The sequence below is a fragment of the Campylobacter sp. RKI_CA19_01128 genome, assembly GCF_025771175.1.
Lineage (GTDB): Bacteria > Campylobacterota > Campylobacteria > Campylobacterales > Campylobacteraceae > Campylobacter_D.
Window position 1 is genome coordinate 50507 of sequence record NZ_JAKMPU010000003.1, and the last position, 23676, is coordinate 74182.

General features: G+C 29.9%; 21 protein-coding genes, 1 tRNA gene and 1 pseudogene. 3 read left to right on the top strand and 20 right to left on the bottom strand.

What is annotated here, in order from left to right; all coding sequences use genetic code 11:
- Window positions 1-14: 14 nt before the first annotated feature.
- The 20 genes and pseudogenes from L8U98_RS03160 to L8U98_RS03255 form a co-directional block, all read right to left on the bottom strand.
- On the bottom strand, window positions 15-209 hold the full coding sequence (locus tag L8U98_RS03160; protein ID WP_263724914.1) for a hypothetical protein: 195 nt from the start codon (window positions 207-209) through the stop codon (window positions 15-17).
- Window positions 202-1671 carry a DNA methylase gene (locus tag L8U98_RS03165; RefSeq protein WP_263724915.1) on the bottom strand — a complete coding sequence of 490 codons (1470 nt, stop codon included), beginning with the start codon at window positions 1669-1671 and terminating at the stop codon, window positions 202-204. The genes L8U98_RS03160 and L8U98_RS03165 overlap by 8 nt, the downstream gene beginning before the upstream one ends.
- An 85-nt stretch (window positions 1672-1756) precedes the next feature.
- A tRNA-Ser gene (locus L8U98_RS03170) sits at window positions 1757-1846 on the bottom strand.
- 49 nt (window positions 1847-1895) lie between these two features.
- Window positions 1896-2450: a PepSY-associated TM helix domain-containing protein gene (locus L8U98_RS03175; RefSeq protein WP_263682382.1), complete on the bottom strand. Its 555-nt coding sequence runs from the start codon at window positions 2448-2450 to the stop codon at window positions 1896-1898.
- A gap of 62 nt (window positions 2451-2512) precedes the next feature.
- Window positions 2513-3223, bottom strand: coding sequence for a CDP-diacylglycerol--serine O-phosphatidyltransferase (gene pssA, locus L8U98_RS03180; RefSeq protein ID WP_263724916.1), 711 nt, complete (start codon window positions 3221-3223; stop codon window positions 2513-2515).
- Window positions 3220-3837: a phosphatidylserine decarboxylase gene (locus L8U98_RS03185; protein ID WP_263682381.1), complete on the bottom strand. Its 618-nt coding sequence runs from the start codon at window positions 3835-3837 to the stop codon at window positions 3220-3222. The genes pssA and L8U98_RS03185 overlap by 4 nt, the downstream gene beginning before the upstream one ends.
- Window positions 3837-5759 carry an ATP-dependent zinc metalloprotease FtsH gene (gene ftsH, locus L8U98_RS03190; RefSeq protein WP_263724917.1) on the bottom strand — a complete coding sequence of 641 codons (1923 nt, stop codon included), beginning with the start codon at window positions 5757-5759 and terminating at the stop codon, window positions 3837-3839. Before ftsH ends, L8U98_RS03185 begins: the two co-directional genes overlap by 1 nt.
- The gene (locus L8U98_RS03195; protein WP_263724918.1) at window positions 5759-6595 is read right to left on the bottom strand and encodes a 50S ribosomal protein L11 methyltransferase; all 837 of its coding nucleotides are present in this window, start codon (window positions 6593-6595) and stop codon (window positions 5759-5761) included. The genes ftsH and L8U98_RS03195 overlap by 1 nt, the downstream gene beginning before the upstream one ends.
- A gap of 12 nt (window positions 6596-6607) precedes the next feature.
- Window positions 6608-6985 carry a chemotaxis response regulator CheY gene (locus L8U98_RS03200; RefSeq protein WP_039619063.1) on the bottom strand — a complete coding sequence of 126 codons (378 nt, stop codon included), beginning with the start codon at window positions 6983-6985 and terminating at the stop codon, window positions 6608-6610.
- A 113-nt stretch (window positions 6986-7098) separates the two neighbouring features.
- On the bottom strand, window positions 7099-8862 hold the full coding sequence (gene pglF / locus L8U98_RS03205) for a UDP-N-acetylglucosamine 4,6-dehydratase (configuration-retaining) (RefSeq protein WP_263724919.1): 1764 nt from the start codon (window positions 8860-8862) through the stop codon (window positions 7099-7101).
- 1 nt (window position 8863) lies between these two features.
- Complete coding sequence (gene pglE, locus L8U98_RS03210; RefSeq protein WP_263708548.1) at window positions 8864-10024, bottom strand: UDP-N-acetylbacillosamine transaminase; 1161 nt, start codon at window positions 10022-10024, stop codon at window positions 8864-8866.
- The gene (pglD, locus tag L8U98_RS03215) at window positions 10021-10617 is read right to left on the bottom strand and encodes a UDP-N-acetylbacillosamine N-acetyltransferase (RefSeq protein ID WP_114640582.1); all 597 of its coding nucleotides are present in this window, start codon (window positions 10615-10617) and stop codon (window positions 10021-10023) included. Before pglD ends, pglE begins: the two co-directional genes overlap by 4 nt.
- Window positions 10604-11206: an undecaprenyl phosphate N,N'-diacetylbacillosamine 1-phosphate transferase gene (gene pglC, locus L8U98_RS03220; RefSeq protein WP_087685512.1), complete on the bottom strand. Its 603-nt coding sequence runs from the start codon at window positions 11204-11206 to the stop codon at window positions 10604-10606. Before pglC ends, pglD begins: the two co-directional genes overlap by 14 nt.
- Window positions 11199-12326 (bottom strand): N,N'-diacetylbacillosaminyl-diphospho-undecaprenol alpha-1,3-N-acetylgalactosaminyltransferase, encoded by a 1128-nt coding sequence (gene pglA, locus L8U98_RS03225; RefSeq protein WP_263724920.1) that lies wholly within the window; start codon window positions 12324-12326, stop codon window positions 11199-11201. Before pglA ends, pglC begins: the two co-directional genes overlap by 8 nt.
- Window positions 12323-14461 carry an STT3 domain-containing protein gene (locus L8U98_RS03230; protein WP_263724921.1) on the bottom strand — a complete coding sequence of 713 codons (2139 nt, stop codon included), beginning with the start codon at window positions 14459-14461 and terminating at the stop codon, window positions 12323-12325. The genes pglA and L8U98_RS03230 overlap by 4 nt, the downstream gene beginning before the upstream one ends.
- A gap of 1 nt (window position 14462) precedes the next feature.
- Window positions 14463-15563 (bottom strand): glycosyltransferase, encoded by a 1101-nt coding sequence (locus L8U98_RS03235; RefSeq protein ID WP_263724922.1) that lies wholly within the window; start codon window positions 15561-15563, stop codon window positions 14463-14465.
- A 1-nt stretch (window position 15564) separates the two neighbouring features.
- A complete protein-coding gene (locus tag L8U98_RS03240) occupies window positions 15565-16629 on the bottom strand; it encodes a glycosyltransferase (RefSeq protein WP_263724923.1) in 1065 nt (354 codons plus the stop codon).
- A complete protein-coding gene (locus L8U98_RS03245; protein ID WP_263724924.1) occupies window positions 16626-18320 on the bottom strand; it encodes an ABC transporter ATP-binding protein in 1695 nt (564 codons plus the stop codon). Before L8U98_RS03245 ends, L8U98_RS03240 begins: the two co-directional genes overlap by 4 nt.
- Window positions 18314-19300, bottom strand: coding sequence for a UDP-glucose 4-epimerase GalE (galE, locus tag L8U98_RS03250; RefSeq protein WP_039626879.1), 987 nt, complete (start codon window positions 19298-19300; stop codon window positions 18314-18316). The genes L8U98_RS03245 and galE overlap by 7 nt, the downstream gene beginning before the upstream one ends.
- Before the next feature lie 58 nt (window positions 19301-19358).
- Window positions 19359-20175, bottom strand: a pseudogene (locus tag L8U98_RS03255) (3'-5' exonuclease).
- Between the two features lie 32 nt (window positions 20176-20207).
- Between L8U98_RS03255 and waaC the strand changes: the two are divergent.
- From waaC to L8U98_RS03270, 3 genes are read left to right on the top strand one after another with little or no spacing between them, the layout of a single operon-like run.
- Window positions 20208-21248: a lipopolysaccharide heptosyltransferase I gene (waaC, locus tag L8U98_RS03260; RefSeq protein ID WP_263724926.1), complete on the top strand. Its 1041-nt coding sequence runs from the start codon at window positions 20208-20210 to the stop codon at window positions 21246-21248.
- Complete coding sequence (locus L8U98_RS03265; protein ID WP_263724927.1) at window positions 21245-22117, top strand: lipid A biosynthesis lauroyl acyltransferase; 873 nt, start codon at window positions 21245-21247, stop codon at window positions 22115-22117. Before waaC ends, L8U98_RS03265 begins: the two co-directional genes overlap by 4 nt.
- 8 nt (window positions 22118-22125) lie before the next feature.
- Window positions 22126-23673, top strand: coding sequence for a glycosyltransferase family 2 protein (locus tag L8U98_RS03270; RefSeq protein WP_263724928.1), 1548 nt, complete (start codon window positions 22126-22128; stop codon window positions 23671-23673).
- Window positions 23674-23676 lie beyond the last annotated feature (3 nt).

A 23676-nucleotide genomic window follows, 5' to 3' on the forward strand; every position in this document is an offset into this window, starting at 1 on the left:
TTATCAAGAAGAACTTAGCTTTCTTCTTGATATTTGCTATTTTCTAATGCTTTTTCCATATCTTTTTGCGTTTTTAAAATAGCTTTGTTAAAACCATTTAGCACTGAAAATGGAGCAAATTGCGCCGCTCTTTTTTCTCTTGGCATTGGTGGAAATTGTTTTGATTTTTGATATTTTTTATTTATTATATCTTTATAATCATCATGCATTATGACCTCCTATTAAAGAAGTAATTTCTTTAGTCTCATCATCCAAGCTTGAAGCTTTTAAAATAGCTTTTTTACCAAATTTTTGCATGATTTGAAGTCTTGCTTTTTGGAGCTTTTCTTCTTTTTCAAGTTGATTTTTTTCTTGCAAAATTGCATTAAAATCACTAAATAAATTTAATTCTTGGAAATTTTCTTGTGCTTTATCTGTGATATTATTTAAACTTAGGCTGATTTTTCTAATGCTTAAGTTTTTATCGCTGATTTTGTAAAAAAGTTCCAAGGCTTTTTTATTGATGATTTTTAAAGAATGGGTAAAATTTTCTAAATTTATACTTCCATGAGCATTTTTAGGTATAGTTCTTCCATAATTATCTTTAGTGATAGCTCCTTTGTAAGAACCCAAAAAGCTTGAATTTTCTAAATTGCTTTTATCATATTGTATATCTAGCGTGATATGGTTTGTTTTAAGGTTATTTTGTATAAGTTCAAGCACTAAATGATCGACAAGTTCTTTTAAAACTTTTATTGTTTGATTATTATCATATGCAAAAGGCAAAACTTTAGCCATGACTTTAGAGTGATTTTGTGATTTGTAATTTTTAATATCTTTCATCGTGCAAGTTTCAATACCCCATGCATGATCAATTAATAATTCAGCATTAACACCAAAGTGTTTATAAAGCAAAGCTTCGTGTTTTAAAGAAAATCTTGCAAGATCTCCCATAGTATAAATGTTTAAATTTGCAAGTTTTAAGGCAATGCCTTTGCCTATACGCCAAAAATCTTTTAAAGGTTTGTGTTGCCATAATTTATATCTATATAATTTTTCATCTAAAAAGGCTATAAGTAAGCCATTTTCATCTACTTGCTGTCTTTTAGCAAGTATATCCATAGCAATTTTAGCTAAGTATAAATTTGTGCCTATACCTGCTGTTGCAGTGATTTTACTTGTGTGTAAAATATCAAGTAAAACCTTAGTAAGTAACTCATAAGCTGAAAGTTTGTATTTTTCAAGATAAGAACTAAGATCAATAAAAACTTCATCAATAGAGTATATATGGATATCTTTTGCATCAAAATACTTCAAATAAATACTGTATATTTTTGTGCTAAATTCTATATAAGTAGCCATTCTGGGCTTGGCGATGATGTAATCTAGTTCTAAATTTAAATCATTTTTAAGTTCTAATGTATCAAAACTTTTAGCTTTAAAGCAGTGTTTTTGAGTTTGTTTTAATCTTTCTTGGTTGATTGAGTGGATTTTTTGTTTAAACTCAAAAAGTCTTAATCTACCAGGTATATTGTAAGTTTTTAGTGCAGGTGAAACTGCTAGTATGATGGTTTTATCTGTTCTTGATTCATCTGCTACAATGAGATTAGTTGTTAAAGGATCTAAATTTCTTAAAACACATTCAGCTGAAGCGTAAAAAGATTTCAAATCAATAGAAGCATAAATTTGCATAGTATGTGAAGCTTACCTTTAAATTTATTATAATTATAACAGTAAAAATTATTAAAATAGATGAAAGGAAATGAATTTTATAAGGTGGCGGACAGAGAGGGATTTGAACCCTCGAGACCCGTTAAGATCTGCACCCTTAGCAGGGGTGTGGTTTCAGCCACTCACCCATCTGTCCGTATTAAAAGGGAAAGTATATCTTATTGATTATAAGATATACCTTAAATTTATACACTAAGATAAGCTATGATTAAAGTTATAACAAAACCAGCACCTAAAACTGCGATTTGTTTGCCTCTGTCTTTGCGTATAGCTATGATAGTGATTAAAAGTCCTGAAATATAAAGGATTATCATAGCAAGTGCAAAAGCTAGCCCAAGAACAGAAAAATACCACATACCTTTATCTTTGTGAAGTAAAATCATATTTCCAAGTAAACTTCTTTCTTTTGTGATAATTTCATAATTATTTTCATCTATTTTGACAATACTTGCAGTATAGTTTATAGTGCCAAGCTCTATTCCATCGCCTTTTTTGTTAAGTTTTGGTTCCAAAGATGAAGGAAGTTTTAAGTTATTTTTCTTTAAAAAATCAATTAAAAATTCAGCTTCAGCGCCTTCTTGGATAATAGCTTGAACTTTTTGAGTTTGAATTTTAGCTCCACTTTCCCCATCAAAACCAGCTATATAAGCAAAACCAGTAACAGCATATAAAAATGCTAGTGGTAAGAAAAATAAGCTAATGTAAATGTGAATTTGTCTGAATAATTTGTTTTTATTCATTTTTACTCCTTTTTGAAAATAATGAGAAGTATATTATTAAAAAGTGAAGTGAAAATAAAATTTTAATCTTTTTTAAATTTACGAGCTAGAGTAAAAAAGCTTCGAATGATTCCATAAAGTACATATAAGCTTGCGACGATTAACGCACTTTCTAAAAAATACAAATAAAGCATGGAAAATAAGATTACTAAAAGGATTAATACTTTTAAAACATTTGCCCGTTTTAAATCAATTTTTTTAAAACTTGGATATCTTATATTGCTTACCATTAAAAAAGCTAAAAGCATTTGAATACATACTATCACCAAAGAAAAATCACGTAAAAAATCATAATATAAATAAGCGCTTACCCATAAAGCACTTACAACTGCAGCTGTTGGTATAGGAAGTCCTATAAAAACTGAAGGTTCATAAGTACCTGTGGTGACATTAAATCTTGCTAAGCGTATAGCGCCAAAAACTACAAATAAACCAGCTATTAAGGAACCAAAACGATCATATTCATAACCTATACTCATATAAAAAAGCATAGCAGGTGCAACACCAAAGGCTATTAAATCTGCTAGTGAGTCAAACTCAACTCCAAATTTAGAAGTAGAATTAGTAGCTCTTGCAACGCGTCCATCCAAGCCATCACAAATTAATGATAAAATGATATAAATTAATGCTTTATCAAAATTTTGATTAATAGAAGCAATCACTGAAATAATGCCTAAAAATATGGAAGCAGCTGTAAAAAGATTAGGTAAAATATAAATTAGTTTAAAATTCATGGATTTAAATACCCTATCAATGCACCAATGCGTACTTTATCGTTTTCATTTACGCAAATTCTAGTATCTTTTGGAAGCAATAAACTCACACTGCCATCAAACATAAAACCTATATTTTGTCCATGGTTTAAATGATGACCAAAATCATCAATATGAACTTTTCTATTTAAGGCGCCAAAAATAACGCGTAATGCCAATTGTTTGCCTTTAGAGCGTGCTAAAAATAGCATTCTTTCGCCCATTAAATTTGTATTTTTCATAAATGGACATAAAAAAAGTCCGTGTCTTGGTCTAGTTTCTTCTATATCCATATTAAGTGGAGCTATGATGCTGCCTTGATGAACGATATTATTTATAATTTGCACTTCTATGCATTCGCCAAGCTCTTTATATGAGCTTGTTTTAATGCATTTTATTTTTCCTTCTATGGGAGCTATGATAGTATTTGGATCTGCTATATAATCGATTTTACTAGCTCTAAAAAGGCAAGCAAAAAGTATAAAAATACACCATAAAAGCCAAGAAAATCCCCATATAAATTGAGCTATTGCAAAAACTATAGCTAGAATTATAAGTAAATTCCAGCCAGCCTTTGCAATAAAATTTGTTTTCATTAGTTATCCTTAGTAACTTCTTGCTCTTTTTCTTCTAAGCGCGTTGGAAGATTGTTTTCTTCTTCATAGTTTTTAATAATCTCTCTTACTTTAGCACCATCAATAGTTTCTTCTTCATAAAGTGCTTGTACCATTACTTCTATAGCACCACTATAAGTTTTTAAAATTTCTTTTACACCCGCATAGCGTTCATCTAAGGTTTTCTTCACATACTCATCTAAATCTTGAGCCATTTTATCAGAATAATCTTTGATAGTTTGTCCGCCACTTAAGAAAGTATTTCTTTGTTTTTCAAGCACCATTAAACCTGCAATTTCACTCATACCATACATAGAAATCATAGCTTTTATGATATCAGTTGCACGCTCAAGGTCATTGCTTGCACCAGTTGAAATTTCTTTAATGAAAATTTCTTCAGCTGCACGCCCACCTAAAAGCACATCAACTTCAGCCAAAAGCTCATGTTTTTGCATTAAAAATTTATTTTCTTCAGGAGTATTGAGCGTATATCCTAAAGCTGCTAAACCACGCGGTATAACAGAAACTTTACTTACTTTTTTAGCACCTTTTGTGGTTTCAGCGATTAAAGCATGGCCACATTCATGATAAGTTACGATTTTTTTCTCTTTATCATTAATTCTACGTGATTTTTTCTCAAGTCCTGCTATAGCTCTTTCTACTGCTTCAACTAAGTCTTTTTGTTCTACATGTTTTTTAGAATCCCTACCTGCAAGTAAAGCTGCTTCGTTAATGATATTTGCTAAATCAGCACCCGCAAGACCTGCTGTTAATCTTGCGATATCTTCTACTTTTACTTCAGGTGAAATTTTAACATCTTTCATATGAACTTTTAAAATATCACATCTGCCTTTAAAATCAGGCTTGTCTACCAAAACTTGTCTATCAAAACGTCCCGGTCTAAGTAATGCTGCATCTAAGACTTCAGGACGGTTTGTCGCTGCTAGTACGATTACTGGCGAGCTTTCAGTACCAAAGCCATCCATTTCTGCTAGAAGTTGATTTAAAGTTTGCTCTCTTTCATCGTTTCCACCCATCATGCCACTTGCAGCACGTGATTTGCCTATAGCATCAATTTCATCTATAAATACAATAGCTGGAGCTTCTTTTTTAGCATTTTCAAATAAATCTCTAACCCTACTAGCACCAACACCCACAAACATTTCTATAAAAGATGAACCTGATACGCTAAAAAATGGTACATCAGCTTCGCCTGCTACTGCTTTTGCAAGTAAAGTTTTACCTGTACCTGGAGGACCTACAAGCAAAAGTCCTTTTGGAATTTTTGCTCCAAGATTGATATATCTTTCAGGATATTTTAGAAAATCAACTATTTCTTTAACTTCTTCTTTTGCTTCCTCAACACCTGCAACATCATTGAATTTAACTTTTGGTTTTTCTGAATTTACAAGCTTTTTAGAGCTTCCTATACCAAGTATAGATCCGCCCATATTTTTTTGCATACGAGAAGCTAAAAACATCCATATACCAAAGAAAATAAATACCGGTAAAACCCAAGAAAGTAAGATATCTATAAACCAATTATTCTCGTTAAAAGCTCCATAAGAAACGCCTTTTGAATCAAGCAAAGGCACAAAAGTAGCATCATTTGGAACTTTTTTGGTAATATATACCATATTTCCTGCTTTAGACACTGCTTTTATGGTAGTTTGACCTATGTTAACTTGGGCAATTTGATTATTTTCGATTAAAGTTTTTAATTCAGAATAAGTAACTTTTTTGGTATTTTCTCCGCCCATAATACCCATACTACCATCATCTGAAAATCCTTTAAATAAAAGAATCATCACAATGGCAAAAATAGCGAAAATAAAAATAGGGTTTTTATTAAAAAAGCTATTATTGTTTGGATTATCTTTTGGTTCGTTTGGTTTTTTATTCATTATTTTGTTTCCTTTTTGTAAGCTAAACTCAACCACTCTCCTTTGTGTTTACATTCTAACAAAGTCAAATCTTTGAATTTATCTTTAATTCTTTCTTCATATTTGTTTAAAATACCAGATAAGATTAAAATTCCACCTTCTTTGGTTTTTTCTTTAAGATCTTTTTCTAGTATGATTAAAATATCAGCAATGATATTTGCCACAACTATATCATATTTATGTAAGCTTTTATTAATAGAACCTACCCAAATATCATCAAAGCTAACTTGATTTAATTTTGCATTTTCCTTGCTTGCAACTATGGCTAGCTCATCTGTATCACAAGCTTGCACTTTAGCTCCAAGCTTTGCCATGATGATACTTAAAATCCCACTTCCACAGCCTACATCTAAGCAAAATTTAGAATCATCTGTGTATTTTTGTAAAAATTCTATACAAGTGTAAGTGCTTTCATGATGTCCTGAGCCAAAAGCTAGGGCAGGGTCTATAATAATATTGATTTTATCTTGTATAGCTTCTTGCCAAGTCGTGTGAATGTGGATATTGTCAATGGTTAAAGCTTGTATGCCTTTTTTATACTCTTCTATCCAGTTTTTATTTTCTTTTTTTTCTAAAGTAGAATGAAAATAAATCTTAGTGTTAAATTTTTCACATAATTTTTGATGAAAGCTTTGCAAGGCTATTTGAATGAGTTTTATATCTTCTTCTGATCGTATATAAACGCCATCATCCTTTTCTTCTATGGCATCTATATCTAGAGAAAAAACAAGATCAAGGAATAAATCTAAATATTCCTTATCTGTTTGAAAAAAAAGTTCGTAATAATGTGTTTGCATAAAAACTTATAATCAGCCTTCGTTTGTTCCTAAAACATCTTCAAGTTTTTCTTTTAATACTTGAGGTGTAAAAGGTTTTACAATATAGTTATTTACACCTGCTTTTAAAGCTGTGATAACTTCTGCCTTACCACCTTCTGTAGTTACCATGATAATAGGCATATCAGCATATTTTTCTTCCGCTCTTACTTTTTTTACTAATTCTAAGCCATTCATTTCAGGCATATTCCAGTCAGTAATTAAAATTTTTATGTCATCATTTTGTGAAAGCAAATCCCAAGCTTCAACTCCATGTTCAGCTTCTAAAACATCTTTGTGGCCTAATCTTACAAGAGTGTTTTTGATTATTCTTCTCATGGTAGAACTATCATCAACTACTAATAACTTCACTTTTTTTCCTTTGTCTTGATGTAATTACATAAAAGTGTAATTGTATCGTTTTTATTTTTATTAATCAATTAAAAGTTTATATTATACCATTTAAAAATAAAATTAGAATTTAATCACTCTCCATTTTTATTGTGATTAAACTCAGGCACAATTTCCTTTAAAACTTTTGCAGGATCTGTGCTTTGGAGTAATCTTTCTATTTCTTGATTTAAAATTTTTAAATCTTTAATTTCACTAGTGGTAACAAATATACTTTCATATTGAGTTTTCAAATCATCTTCATGGATTAAAAGCTCTTCGTAAAGTTTTTCACCTTTTCTTAGTCCAGTGATTTTAATTTCTAACTTTTTATTAGAAAGTAAAAGCATTTTTTTAGCTAAATCCATGATTTTAACAGGTTCACCCATATCAAGTACAAATAATTCTCCACCTTTAGCAATAGCAGCAGCTTGTAAAACAAGTTGCACAGCTTCATCCACAAGCATAAAATAACGCACTATATCAGGATGAGTAAGAGTAAGTGGTTCATTAGCTGCAATTTGAGCTTTAAATTTAGGTATGACACTTCCACTTGAGCCTAAAACATTACCAAAACGCACACAAGCTACTTCAAAATTTTCACAACTTGAACTTAGCGCATAAAGCTCACAAATTCTTTTTGTACAACCCATGATATTAGTTGGTCTTACAGCTTTATCAGTGCTTATCATAACAAATTTAGCAACCTTGTAAGTTTTTGCAAGATCGATTAAATTTTTAGTACCTATGATATTATTTAAAATAGCTGAATGTGGATTTTGCTCACACAAAGGCACGTGTTTATAAGCTGCTGCGTGTAAAATCAAATCTATGTTTTTTTCTTGTAAAAGTTTTTCTAATGCTTCTTTGTCTAATATACTCATCATAATAGGTTCGATTTTTTCTTTATGTAAGCTTAATTCTTCATTGATTTTATATAAATTATACTCGCTATGATCAAGCATGATTAAGTGTTTTGCGCCAAATTTAATGCATTGTTTGCAAAGCTCACTTCCTATAGTTCCACCAGCTCCACTAACTAAAACTATTTTATCTTTGATAAAATCAATCACACAAGCATTATCTAAATCTTTTGGCTTACGCGCTAATAAATCTTCAATGCTTATATCTCTTGCTTCATTTTGCGTAAAAGAAAAAAGTTTTATATCATTAATCCCATAAGCAATGAGTTCATCAAAAAGCTTTTTAAGTTCTTCTTGCTCAAGTTTTAAAGCAATGATAGCAGTATGAATACCTTCAGCGGTATATTTTCTAATTGCTTCTTTTTCTTCAACTATAAATTTATCACAATAAGTACCTATTAAATTTTTACGCTCATCTACCACAGCTACAGGGAAAAGTCCTAAGCTTCCTTCTTTGGCTCCTTTTAATAAATGCAAAGCCTTTGAAGTGGCACCAACTACTATACAAGGATGTTCTTCGTTGTATTTTGGCTTTCTAAAATCAACTATCATTCTTTTGCTTATACGCAAACTTCCAATTAGCATACAAGATAAAACAAAGTCTATTCCTATAACGCTTCTTGGAAAAGGGTTAAAAAAATCATCATAAAAATAATAAATTGCTAAAAATACAAGTTCAGCTAAAGCTAAAGCGATAACTAATTTACGTGCCTCATTAAGTGAAAAAAATCTCCAAGCAACTTGATAAATTTTAAAAAAAGCTAGAAAAATGATTTTAAGTAAAATCAAAATCACAGCACTTTTAAACATACCTTCATAAAATTCACTTGGGATGTCTGCACTAAAGCGTAAAGAAAAAGACAAATAAATACTTATAACAAAAAGTAAAATATCAGCGCCTAGGAAAAAACCTAAGCGTTTGCTTTTATAATCCATCTTAGTCCTTTAAGGTGTTTAAGATTAAAGTAGAAACTTCCTCTACATCAGCTTTACTCATAGTAGTTGCGCTTGGAAGACAAATTCCATTGCTAAAGAAAAACTCACTATTGCCATTTAAGTAAGCATCGCAACCTTTGTAAAGTTCTTGTAAATGCATTGGTTTCCAAAGCGGACGACTTTCGATTTTATTATCTTTTAAAACTTGTATGATTTTTAAAATTTTATCTTGAATTTGAATATTTTTATTTTCACATATACAATGTTTTTCATAAGTATTAAGTTTATTTAAATCAAAATCAAGCAAAGCAGTGCTTAACCAGCGATTTGACTTGGTATTTTCAAGTTCATCTAAAAAAGTAAAGGTGCCACTTAAAAATTCTTTATACCAGCTATAAATTTCACGCTTTTTACTCACTCTTTCTTCTAAAACTTCCATTTGAGCAGTACCGATTGCACCTAAGATATTGCTCATTCTATAATTATAGCCGTATTCTTTATGCTCATAATGAAGGCAATTTTCTCTAGCTTGAGTGCTATAAAATCTTGCTTTTTCAAGATTAGCATGATTTTCACTCACAAGCATACCACCACCACCTGTTGTGATGATTTTATTACCATTAAAAGAATATACTCCAAAATCCCCAAAAGTACCTAAAGCTTTATTTTTGTAAAAACTTCCCAAAGCTTCAGCGGCATCTTCGATTAAAAAAATCTCATTTTCTTTACAAATTTGGACAATCTCATCCATTTTAGAAGCATTACCATAAAGGTGTGTTAAAATGAGAGCTTTTGGCTTTTTAGGACTTTCTTTGATAGCTTTTTTTAATAAATTTACATCTAAATTATAAGTTTCATCACAATCAATAAACACAGGCGTAGCGTTCATATAAGAAATAGGCGCTACTGAAGCAATAAAAGTAAAACTTGAAGCTAAAACTACATCACCTTCTTTGATACCCAAAACTCTTAAAGCTAGATGAATGGCTGCAGTGGCTGCATTTAGAGCAAGTGCGTTGGAACTTTTTGTATAATCTTTAATACTTTGTTCTAAGGCATTAACAAACTCACCCAAAGGTGCTATATAATTACTTTCAAAAGCTTTGTGTATGTATTCTAATTCTTTTCCACTCATATGTGGTGCTGATAGAAAAAATCTCATTTTACCTCCTTTATTTTCTTAGCAGGAACTCCGGCATAAATGCCTTTAGAAGTTAAGTTTTTAACTACAACTGCTCCTGCGCCTAAAGTTATATCATCATTTAAACTCATACAAGGAATAACGCTTGAATTAACTCCTAAAAAACAACGCTTTCCTATTTTTACATTTCCTGTTAGTTTAGCTCCAACGCTAATATGGCTAAACTCATCTACAAAACACTCATGCTCAATCACACAAGCAGTATTTAAAATCACACCTTTTGCAATGCTAGCTTTAGCATTAACTACGACATTTGGCATGATCAAAATACCCTCATCATCTAAAAAAGCACTTGGACTAATAATAGCACTTTTGTGTATCAAATTTACTAATCTAAATCCATCTTCTTTTGCTTTTTTGAAAAGTTTTTCTCTAATAGAGTTTGCACCAATAGCAATAAACATATCGTGTTTTTCTAAGTTGGAGTGATATTTTAAGCCTTTATTATCATCTAAAAAGATGATTTTTTCATATCCTAAATTTCTAGCCACATCAGCACAGACTAAACCATGCCCACTAGAACCATATATATAAATACTTTTAGTTGTGTCCATTGAATTTATCCGTTGTAGCTACTCCTTCTTTATTAACCCCACTTCTTTTTAAAACTTTAATAATAGTCATAAAAAAGATTTTAAGGTCAAATAAAAAAGAGCAATTTTGCACATATTCTACATCATATTTAAATTTTTGCTCCCAAGAAATAGCATTGCGTCCATTAATCTGTGCCCAACCTGTAATACCTGGTCTTACATCGTGGCGTTTTTTTTGCTCTTGATTGTATAAGGGCAAGTATTCTACAAGTAAAGGTCTTGGGCCTATGAAGCTCATATCGCCTTTTAATACATTAAAAAGCTGTGGTAATTCATCTAAGCTCAAGCTTCTAACTAGTTTGCCAAAAGGCTTTAAGCGTAATTCATCAGGAAGTAATTCTCCATTTTCATCGGTTTCATCACTCATGGTTTTAAATTTATAAATATAAAAAATTTTTTCATTTAATCCTGGTCTTGCTTGTTTAAAAAGCACACTTCCTTGAACGATTTTTAAAACAATACCTATAAGCACTATAAAGGGTGAAAAAACAATCAACAAAATCAAAGCTAAAAAAAAGTCAAAAACACGCTTTAAACCATTTTTATACATTTGTAAAACCCCTATAAAAGTCAAGATATTTCAAAGCTATGATATTTTCATCATAATTTTGCGCTCTAAGAAAAGCATTTTGCGCTAAAGTATTTTTTAGTTTTTCACCTTCTAATAAAACTGCGATTTTTTCAGCTAAATCTTTACTATCTTTGCATTTGCAAATCAAACCATCTATGGCATTATCCACTGCTTCAATGCAACCCTCAGCATCACTTACAACACATGCTTTTTTGCAAGCTTGTGCTTCTAAAACCGTTCTTGGATAGCCTTCTTTATAACTTGGTAAAACAAAAATATCGCATAAATTTAATAAATGTGCAATATCACTTCTTGCACCAAGATAAAAAACATCATTTGAGTTTAAAAATTCTAATGGTGCGCAAGATTTATTATCATCCCTTCCGCCTACCAAAACAAAATTTGCCTTATCTTTTAAAATTTGGCTTGCCTCATAAAATTCTTTAATGCCTTTATGCCAAAGCGCTCTTGAGATCATTAAAACGATAGGTTTATCAGGCATATTGTGTTCTTTTAAAAAAGCTTGTTTTTCTTCTGTGCTAATTTTTAAAGGTAAAAATTGTTTTAAATTTAGTCCTACGGATTTGATGATTTTGATTTTTTCTTCTTTTAAGCCTAAATTTTTCATAAATAAAGCATTGCTTTCATTGACAAAAATAAAACCATTAGCAAGTTTAAAAGAAATTTTATAAAGTAAATTAATGCTCATTCTTACTAATTTGCTTTTAAAATCATCATCTATATAAAAACTTCCTAAGCCCTCAACCAAACCAAAAGTATATTTAATGCCCGCCATTTTAGCTGCTATGATACCTGTTGTATTGCTTTTGTGAGCACTTGTTTGTAAAAGATCTAAATTTAAACTTTTGAGTGTATTTTTTAAACTAAGTAGATTTTTAAAAACAATCAAAGGATTGACACTTGATCTAGCTAAATCATAAAAACAAACCTTATAGCCTAGTTCTTGTAATTTAATAGCAAAATCATCTTTTGGAGTGATGATTATAACTTCATGATTATTTTTTTCTAAAGCCCTAATGAGTGCAAGACGAAAATAATACACACTCATTGCACTATGGGTTAAAATTCCTATTTTCATCTTTTTAGCCTATAAATTTTTGCTCTTGCATCATTAGTGACTTGCTCAAATAAATCTTGATCGTATTGATTTAATAAAAACATTTGTATATAAGCACTATTATAAAGACTTTCATCTAAAATCACAAAGCTTTTATATTCTCTTAAAAAGAGCAAATAAATTTGAGCTTTTGAATCAATTTCATTGTAATAAAATTTGCCATTAGTGATAGATTCTATATCCACAAAAGCTTTTAAAGGTATACTTGCACCTTCTACTTTTAAAGCTCTAAAATCATTAATAATTTCTACTCCATTATCAAGCATAACAGAACCTGTGGTTTTATCTTGAGCTATGGCATTAGCTTGGGAGAAAAATAAACTTTTTTCTTGCTCTCCATTGTCAGGATTTGTATTTGCAAATTGTGCCACCACAGGCATAATACGCAGCATTCTATAAGGCATGTAAATATATACATCTCTAGTTTTATTGGTATCAAATTTAAAATCTTTATCATTTAAACTTTCTAAAAAATCTTTAGCACTTGTTTGGTTATAGTCTTTAACCATAGCTTTTAAAACATCAGGATAGTTTTCTTTGAAAGATTTTTCAGTGTATTCTACGCTAAGTCTTGCCATATTGGCCGCTGGAATTTGTTCTTTGCTTAAGACAAAAGATGAGAAAAAATTATCTTTTCCTAGGTGTTTTCCACCATCGATTAAGGTTTTTACATCGCTATAATAGCGTATTGGATAACCATAATCCCACCAAGCAACAACATAATCTTCTCTTTGAGCTTTATTTTTTAAATCATTTAAAATACTAGCTTCATAAGAAGTAAAAACAGTAGAGGATTTATAATAATAAATATGCATCAAAGCAGGGCTTATACTAAAAAATGCAATGAGTATGAGTAAGATATTTTTATTTCTTAGACTAAGTTTGATTTGTTTTTTTTCTAAAAAATTAAAAAATGTATATAAAAAATACCCAAAACCCAAAGCCATCACAGGAACTGCATAAATGGTAAATCTAAGTCCAGCTCTTAAAGCCATAAAACCTAGTGCAAGCATAGGTAGAGCTAAAAGCATGCTTTTATGATCTTTACAAAGTAAGATAAAACCTATAAAAGAAAGGATAAATACTAAAACACTAGAACTAATTCTTTGCATAAATACTTCAGGATCGATAGTATTTACTTCCATAATAGTTTCATTAACATTAAAATACATAAAGGCAGCATCTTTTAAATTTTGTACATCAGAAGCTTTAAAAACGTAAAATTTAAGTTGATATAAAACAGGATCTAAGCCACCACTTAAATGTAAAATCAAAATGCTAATAAAAATCAAAGCCCAAATCATATGAAAATTAATTTTTTCTTCTTTAAAAGCAAAAATAGCAAATAATAATACAATCAAAGCAAGTTTATATTGCCATGCTAGCATACTTAAAGCTATGATCATTAAAGCAATAGCTAGATAAAAAATCTTTTCTTTTCTATGAAATACTAAAGTATAAAGTCCAAAAAGTCCTATCATAGCAAAATTTAAAGAATAACTTGATGGATACCACCACAAATAAATCATGATGAAAATTGGACTTAAAAGTAGGGTGAAAATGTCTTTATTAATAGTTAAGCGTATAAAAGTAAGTAAAACAAGCATTGGTAAAACTAATACTAGCATATCTGTATCATAATACCCGCTCATAGTGCGGTTATAATAACTATTTGCAATGCTTCCAAGCAAGGCTGCTATAAAGCCATAGGTAGTGAGTTTATACTCTCTTGCGATTAATATAATAGGCACAACAATCAAAGAAGCAAAAAAAGTACTCATATATAAAATAATACTTTCAAAGCTAAAAGGCAAAATACTATAAAGCCAGTAAGTCAAAGTAGAAAGTGAGCTTCCAAAATAAGATAAGTCATTAGGTTGATGAAAACCTGCTATCATATCTCTTGCGCCTTCTGCAAAAGCATAGCCATCATTAGTAGTAATCATGAGTTGATCATTAAAGAAAAACTCATAAAACTCACTTGCCCAAGCTACCCAGTATAATCTACACAAAACACTAAAAGCAAAGGCTATAAGGATTAAAATACAGGTATATTTTATAGAATTATTATTCGTGAAATTTTGTTGTAGTTTCATTTTATGCCTTGTTGAAAAATTCAAATAATTGCTTTGCTATGCTAATTTTATCAAATTCTTTTGCACGCAAAAAAGCCTTTTGTCTATATGAAGCTTTTAATGCTTCATCATTGCACATTTTTTCTAAGCCTTCTTGCATGGCTTTTTCATCATCTACTTTTACTAAAAGTCCAAACTCATCATTTAAAAATAGCTCCCTTGCGCCGCTTTTATGATCAGTGCAAAGCACGGCAGTATTACAAGCTAGGCATTCGATTAAAACATTAGAAAAGCCTTCAAAACTTGAGGCAAAAGCAAAAAAGTCACATTTGCTCATGTATTTATAAGGATTTTTATCAAAACCTAGTAAAAAGACCTTGTCTTTTAAATTTAAAGTTTCTATTAAAGCTAAAAGCTCATCTTTTAAAATACCCTCGCCTAAAATGATTAATTTTAAATCAGTTTTAACTTTTGCATAAGCTCTTATAAGCATAGCATGATTTTTACCATGATCAAGTCTGCCAACACTAAGTATAAAAGGTTCTTTAAAGTCTATTTCTTCTTTAGATTTTTCTATAATGCTTTCTAAATCTATGGCATTGTATAAAATATCACATTTTTTAGCCTCTATATTGAAATTTTGTATTAAATCTTCTTTGTTTCCTATAGAATTTGCTAAGATTAAATCTGCTTTATTATAAAGTTTTTTAATAAGAAATTTATTAATAAAAGAATTTAGATTATTATGTTTATAAATCACACTTGGAGTGGTGCATTCATTGATAATAAGGGTTGATTTAAGTCCTAGGGATTTTGCCATTAAAGCAATATAATTAGGTCTATTTAATAATACAAATTGTAAATTGATTTTTAAATCTTCACAAAGCTTTTTGTATTTCATAGCTAGCAAGGGTAGTTTTAAAAATTTAGCTAAATTACTTTCGCTTGGATTTGATTTTTCAAGGTAGTGGATATTGATCTCAGGAATATCATATGATATTTTATCATTCATTAAAATCAAATGTACTTCATATTTTAAATTTAACACAGGTAATAGCGTAGATACAACTCTTTCAGCACCACCACTTCCTAAAGAATAAATAAAAATTGCTAGTTTTTTCATTTTAAACCCTTACTTCTTTGATTAAATCAAGCCATTTTTGTGCTACATTGGCCACTTCGTAATCTTTACATCGCTGCTGTGCATTAAGTGCTAGTGTTTTTCTTAAATTTTCATCTTGCATTAAAAGCGTGAGTTTTTCGCTTAAAGCTTTTTCATCATCTAAATCTACTAAAAATCCATCTTTTCCATCATCAATTAAATCTTTATGACCGCTTGTGTATTTAGTGCTAATACGCGCTACTTGATAATATAAACTTTCAAGCAAAACCGTTGGCAAGCCTTCTATGAAAGAGCAAAGGCAGATTATTTTTGCTTTTTTATAAAGCTCTTGCATATTTTCAACTTTACCTAAAAAATTAACCTTGATATTTAAATTCTTAGCTTCTTGTTCTAAATCTTGTCTTAATTCTCCATCGCCTGCTATGAAAAAATTGTATTGTTTTTGTAAATTTGTATCTAGCCTTGCTATGGCTTTTAAAAACATAGAAGCATTTTTATTATGATCAAGTCTGCCTACGAAAATGACATTATTTTCTTTTTCTAAATTTTCTTTAATGGGGCTAAAATGACAAGGATTTGGCATATTGATAACTTTTTTAACAAAGTTTTCATAGTATTTTTTATCATCATTACTTAGCACGGTTAAAGCATTTGCATGAGGAAAACTTATACGGCGTAAAAACTTCCAAATTTTAGATTTTAAATAAGTATAAGAGCTATGCTCGCTAATAATTAAAGGTGTATTGGAGCCTTTATTTGCCCAAATGCAAGCGATATTGGTAGTATCTAAAAATGAGATAAAAACATCGCTTTTATGGTCTTTAAGTGCTTGTTTTAAGGCTTTGAATTTTTTAATGCGTGAGGCTATTTTATTATAAAGAGTGGAAAAGTCAAACTGCTCTAGGGTAAAAAGTTTGATTTTTGGATCAAGCTTGTAAAAAGAGTCTTCTTTGTGAAATTTAATAATATTTATTTCATGCTTTTTGCAAAGCTCATTAGCTAAAGTGACCAATACTCTTTCAGCACCACCTGAATTTAAAGTAGCTATGATGAAAGTGATTTTCATACTTGTTCCTTTAAGTGCCCATGTTTTACTTCAAATACTCTATCACAACCTTGTATAGTTGAGAGCCTATGGGCTATGATGATGAGGGTTTTATCTTTTGAAATTTTATAGATTTCTTCCATGATTTTTGCTTCACTTTCTTGATCAAGAGCGCTAGTTGCTTCATCTAAAACTAAAATTTCAGGTTGTTGATAAAGCGCTCTTGCTATGGCTATTCTTTGTCTTTGGCCTCCACTTAAAAACGAACCTGAATCACCCACCTTAGTATGCACTCCATCTTCAAGTGAATTTACAAAGCTTTCTAGATTAGCTTGTTTGATCACCTTATGCAAAAGTGCTTCATCCACTTCTTCTCCAAAGCTAATATTTTTAGCAATAGAATCATTAAAAAGATAAATTTGTTGAGGTATGTAGCCAATTTTACTTCTAAAACTTTTTATATTGCTCTCATCAAGTTTAATTCCATCTACAAAAATAGCTCCATCGCTTGGTTTTAAAAGCCCTATGATAAGATCAACTAAAGTACTTTTACCACTTCCACTTTTACCTATAAAAGCGATTTTTTCATTTTTATTAAGCTCAAAATTTAAATTTTTAAATAAATTTTTCTTACCCTTATAAGCAAAGAAAAGATTTTTCAAAACGATTTTTTCTTTAAATTCAATACTTTCATCGCCTAACTTTTCTTCTTTTTCATTAAGCATATTATAAATAATATCTAAAGAGTTTTTATAATATGTGATTTCATTGTAACTTGTGATGATACGATTAGCACTTGGCATAAGCCTATAAAGAGCTACTACGAAAATAGTAATGGTTGCTAAGATAGATGAAATATCACTTTCATATCTTAAAACTAAATACACCACGATAAAACAAAGCATACAAAAACCTATACCTTCAAGGTAAATTCTAGGAATGCTTGACATGCTTTCATTGCTAATGTTTGCTTTGGCAAAAAGCCCACTTTGAATTTCATAAAGCTTTTGTGTGCTTTGTTCTTTGGTTTTGAGTTTGATGATTTTAAGGTTGTTTAAATTTGCATTTAAAATTTCAAAATAATTTTTCATCGCCTCTTCTCTAGCTATGGAAGCTTTTTTTACCAAGGGTGAGAGGATTTTAATCAAAATAAAAGCATTTAAAAGTAAAAAAGCACTCAAAGCTAGAGTGATTTTATAGTTGATAATTAGCAATAAAGTATAAAGCAAAAACACCACAAAACTTTCACTTAACATAAGTAAAAATGCACTAATTAAAGTACTTAAATGAAATACTTCTTGAGTGATGGTTTTTAAAAGTTCTGATTGATTTTTATTAGTAAAATTTTCATATTCAAGATGTAAGTATTTATCAAAAATACGACAAGCAAGGCTGTGATAGCGCCCTTTAGAAAAACGCGCAAGCAAATGAAAATAAAAGGCATTTAAAAAGGCTCTAAAAATATAAAAGGCGATTAATATACAGCCAAAATAAGCAATAATCTTATAGCTTGGTAGATTAAAATACTCATAGATAGGTTGAAAATAGGAGCTTTTTTCTAAAAGCTCAAAATTACTCGCTACCGATACAAAAGGCATGATCAAAGAAATAGCAAAGCTTTCTATAAATCCTATAAAAATAGAAAAAATTAGTAAGGCAAATAAAAATTTCTTATCATGAGCATTGAGTATGAAAAAAAGTTTTTTTAACACTGTTTTTCCCACTCATAAGCACTTTTACAGATTAATTCTAAATCATCATATTTTGGTTTCCAATTAGTTAGAGTTTTGATTTTATCCGCATTTGAAATAAGCACAGAAGGATCCCCAGCTCTTTTTGGTGCAAGTTCTACTGTGAAATCTACTCCACTTACTTTTTTCATGGTTTCAATAACTTCTTTTACGCTAAAGCCATGCCCATAGCCTACATTGAAAATATTACTTTCATTGTTTTCTAGGTATTCTAAAGCAGCTAAATGCGCACTTGAAATATCATCAACATGGATAAAATCTCTAATACAAGTACCATCTTTAGTATTATAATCATCGCCAAAAATATAAAGTTTTTCTCTTTTTCCTGTGGCTACTTCAGCAGCAACCTTGATAAGTAAAGTAGCTTTTGGATAGCGTTGACCTATAGGATAACTCATGCAAGCACCTGCTACATTAAAGTATCTTAAAATGCAGTATTTAAATTCAGGATTAGCCATATTAGCATCTTGTAAGACTTTTTCACTCATTAGTTTGCTTTGCCCATAAGGATTAATCGGTGCTAATGGACTTTGCTCATCTACAATAGGAGTTTGTGGTTCTCCATAAGTAGCTGCGGTTGAAGAAAAAATGAATTTTTTCACACCTGTTTCTAAACAAGTTTGGATTAGATTACTTGTATTTGCGGTATTGTTCATATAGTATTTTAAAGGATTTTCCATACTTTCAGGAACTTCAATGCTAGCTGCAAAATGCACAATTGCATCAAATTTTTCTTCTTTGAAAAGTTTTTTAATCCCAGCATAATCGCTTAAATCTTGCTCAAAAAACTTAAAAGGTCTGATTTTAGAAAGTTCATCTAAGCTTTTTTTACTGCCTTTTGAAAGATTATCTAATACACAAATTTCATGATTTGTTTCTAAAAATTGTTTTAAGGTATGAGAGCCTATGTATCCTGCGCCACCGGTGATTAAAATTTTCATTTTTATCCTTTTTGTGATATTTAATAATAGTTATTTTAATATACTTTTCTTAATTAATTCAAAACTTGCTCTTTTCTTTTTCTATGGCCTCTAAAAATGGCTTTTGATAGCTTTTAACGCTATGTTTTTGCAAAAGTTCTTCTTTGAAATTTTCTAAAATATTAAGATAATCTTCTTGGGTTAAATTAGCTTTGATGAGTTCGTATTTTAAAAATAGCATATAGGTGTTTAACACATCGCTTTCACAGTATTCGTGAATTTTTTCTAATTTGTTTTGATAAAAAAGTTCTAATACTTCATTTCCATGTACATCATACTTTCCAGGAAGTCCTGCCATAGCACAAAGTGTGTCAAGTCTTAAGCCTTTTTGGCCAAAACTTCCTAAAGATTCTAATAAATCACAATGTTTATTTTCTACAAATTTACTTTTATAATTATTCCATTTATCGCTTGCGTCTAAATAAGCACTTGCGTTGATATTGTATTTTAATGCTCTTATAACAAGCAAAGGCATGTCATAGCTTTTACCATTAAAACTTACAAGGCGGGGTTGGTGTTTGTCTATGAAGTTAAAAACTCTTCTAGCATTTGCTTTTCATTTTCGCCTTTGATTTTATTGACTTTGATGAAATTTCCAAATTTATCTGCAATTACTGCACAAATGCTTACAACTTTATGAAAAGGCAGGGGTAAAAATTCACTTCCACTTTCTTCTTTTTGTTTTTCTAAGGCTTGCTTGCTAATGCTTAAATCATCACCATTAAAATCATAAAGATGTTTTATCAATTCTATATCAGGAATGCTTTCACAATCAAAAACGCAAATATATTCTTGCATGATAAACCTTTTTTTAAAAAAATCTTTGTTAAAATCATAACAGAAAATTTAAAATTAGGTTTAATATAAAATGAAAATAGCAATTGTAAGACTTTCTGCTTTGGGTGATATTATTCAATCTGCGATCGTTTTGCAGTTTATTAAAAAAATAAACAAAAATATTGAAATTCATTGGTTTGTCGATAAAAGATTTGCTAATTTATTACAAGATCATCCTTTGATAGATGAACTTTATGTGTTACCTTTAAAAGATAAAAAATTCAAAGAAACCTTTGCGATCCTTTTTGAAGCCAGGCAAAATAAATATGATGTTGTGATTGACTTGCAAGGTTTGATTAAATCAGCTGTGGTCAGTAGAATTTTAGGCTCTAATGTTTTTGGTTTTGATAAAAATGGTTTAAGGGAAACTTTTGCACATAATTTTTATAGCCAAAAATTTGATGTAAGTTATAATGAAAATGTGTACATTCGGTATTTATCTCTCGTACACTATGCTTTTAATGAAGAATTTGACTATAAAGAAATTTATCACAAACAAGCAGTTTTTCCTTTGGATGAAGAAGTTAAAGATGAATTGATTCAAAGAATTGATTTCAATCAAAATTTAAAAAATGTGTTAATCCATGTTGGTTCTGCAGAAGATAATAAAATATATTCTATAACGAAAATGGCATTATTGTGTAAAATGCTTGTGAATGCTTTTTCAGAAATTAATATTTATCTTTGTTGGGGCAATCAAAAAGAATATTGCTTATCACAGGAATTAATTCAATTGAGTCAAATTATTAATTCTTCAACTCAAGCATTAATTCAACTACCAAAACTATCTTTAAAAGAATTAATATGCATGACAAAGATAAGTGATTTGGTTATAGGCAATGATAGTGGACCTACTCATTTAGCTTTTGCGCTAAATAAACCTTCTATAACTATATTTGGCGCTACATGGGATAGTCGTGTGTGCATTGAAACTCAGATTAATAAAACCATAAGTGCGGGCAAAAAATTTGATACTAATGTTAAATTCAAATTTGATAGAAGTGATTTTTGTATACAAAATATCGATGAAAAAGATATTTTTAAACTTGCTTGTGAGCTTTTAGAAAAATGATAAATTATATATATCTAAGCCTTTTTTATATACTAAAAGCTCTTGTGAAGATTTTACCTTCAAAACTTTTAAGCTCTTTTGCAAATTTGGTTGCTTTAATCACTTATAGACTTAATCACAAACACCGCAAAATCATTGATACAAACTTAAAAATTTGCTTTCCTGAAAAAGATCAAAAATGGCGTGATGAAACTAGCCATAATATCTATAAAAATTTTGCTAAATTTGGGATTGATTTTATCAAAAATCAAAATACAAATAAAGAAGAAATCATCAATAAAATTTGCTTTGATGATGAGGAACAAATTTTAAATATAATGCAAAGTAAAAGACCCCTGATCGTAACTACGGCTCATTATGGTAACTGGGAGCTTTTGGCTTTATCTTTTGGGGCAAAGTTTCAAGGAATTTCCATAGTTGGAAGAGCGCTTGATAGCGTGATAATGGATAAAATTTTAAGTAAAAATCGCACGCAGTTTAACATAGAGCTTATAGAGAAAAAAGGTGGACTTAAAAAAATGCTAAAAGCCTTAAAAGAAGGTAGATCGCTTGGAATTTTAACCGATCAAGATGCGGTAGATGGTGAAAGTATAAAGGTGCAATATTTTAATCAAGAAGTAAATTTTATAGCAGGTGCAAGTGTGCTTGCTAAAAAAACAAATGCTATGATTTTACCTTGTTTTGTGTATCAAAAAGATGAGAAATTTTTTGTAAAAACTTTTAAGGCTTTAGACGCAAGTAAGGCAAGTATAGAAGAGCTTACTAAGTATCAAGCAAAGTGTTGTGAAGAGATGATTAAATTTAAACCTGATGAGTATTTTTTCTTTCATAAGAGATTTAAAAGATATAACCATGAGTTGTATTTATAGGATATAAAATGGATTTAAAGCAAATTAGTGTGATAATGATTGTTAAAAATGCTCAAAAAACCTTAAAAGCTTGCTTGGAATCTTTGCAAGAATTTGGCGAGATCGTTTTGATAGAAAATGATAGCAATGATGATACTTTGAAAATTGCTTATGAGTTTAGTAAAAGTTATAAAAATATCAAGATTTATCAACATAAATTTATAGGTTTTGGGCCTTTGAAAAATTTAGCCATAAGTTATGCTAGCAATGATTGGATTTTTAATATTGACGCAGATGAGCTTGCTAAGAAAGAATTTTTACAAGAATTATGGCAAATTGAGCCTAATAAAGAAGATATCATAGCTTTGCCAAGAGAAAATTTATACAATGGAGAGTGGATTAAAGCTTGTGGATGGTGGCCTGATCATGTAATGCGAGTGTTTAATAAAACCCATACTAGTTTTAATGAAAATTTGGTACATGAGAGTTTGGTTTTGCATGAAGATAGCAAAAAGATTAAGTTGCAAAATGGTTTGAGGCATTTTACATTTGATGATATCGATAGTTTGTTAGATAAGCTTCAAAAATATTCTAAGCTTTGGGCTTTGCAAAATTTACACAAAGAAAGTAGTGTTTGCAAGGCATTGCTAAGAGGAATTTGGACTTTTTTTAGAAATTATATTTTAAAAAAGGGAATTTTTTATGGTTATAAAGGCTTTATCATAAGTACTTGCAATGGTCTTGGAGCATTTTTTAAATATATGAAATTGTATGAGCTAAAAAGGCAAAAGCCAAAAACTTGTGCTTTAATTATCACAACCTATAATCAAAAAGAAAGACTTGCTTTGGTGCTTGATAGTGTTAAAAACTTAGAGCCTTTACCAGATGAGGTTTTAATAGCTGATGATGGAAGCAGGGAAGATACGGCTAAACTTATACAAGCTTATCAAAAGGATTTTCCTTGTAAGTTAGAGCATATTTGGCAAGAAGATGAGGGGTTTCGTGCTGCGGCAAGTCGCAATAAGGCAATTAATGCTTCTAATAGCGAATATATTATCTTAATCGATGGGGATATGATTTTAGAGAAAAACTTCATCGGCGATCATTTAAAATTTGCTAGTTTAAAGACTATTTTGCAAGGCTCAAGAACTATTTTAAATGAAAATGAAAGCAAAGAACTTTTAAACAAAAATGATTTTAGTTTGGCATTTGATAAAAAAGGTTTTAAAAATCAAAGAAATATTTTTTTAGCTAAATGTATATATAAATTTTCAAAACTAACTAAGATTTTTTTTAAAAAATCACAACTTGTTAAAGGTAGTAAAACTTGTAATATGAGCTTTTATAAAAGTGATTTTGAAGCCATTGAGGGATTTAATGAAAAATTTATAGGCTGGGGTAGGGAAGATAGTGAGTTTGTAGCTAGATTTTTATTTAATGATGGAGTGTTTAAAAGGCTTAAATTTAATGCTCTAGCTTATCATATTTACCATGAAGAAAACAGCAAAAATATGCTTGAAATTAATCATCAAATTTATCTTGAAACTATAAAAAATAAAAAAACAACTTGGAGATAAAGC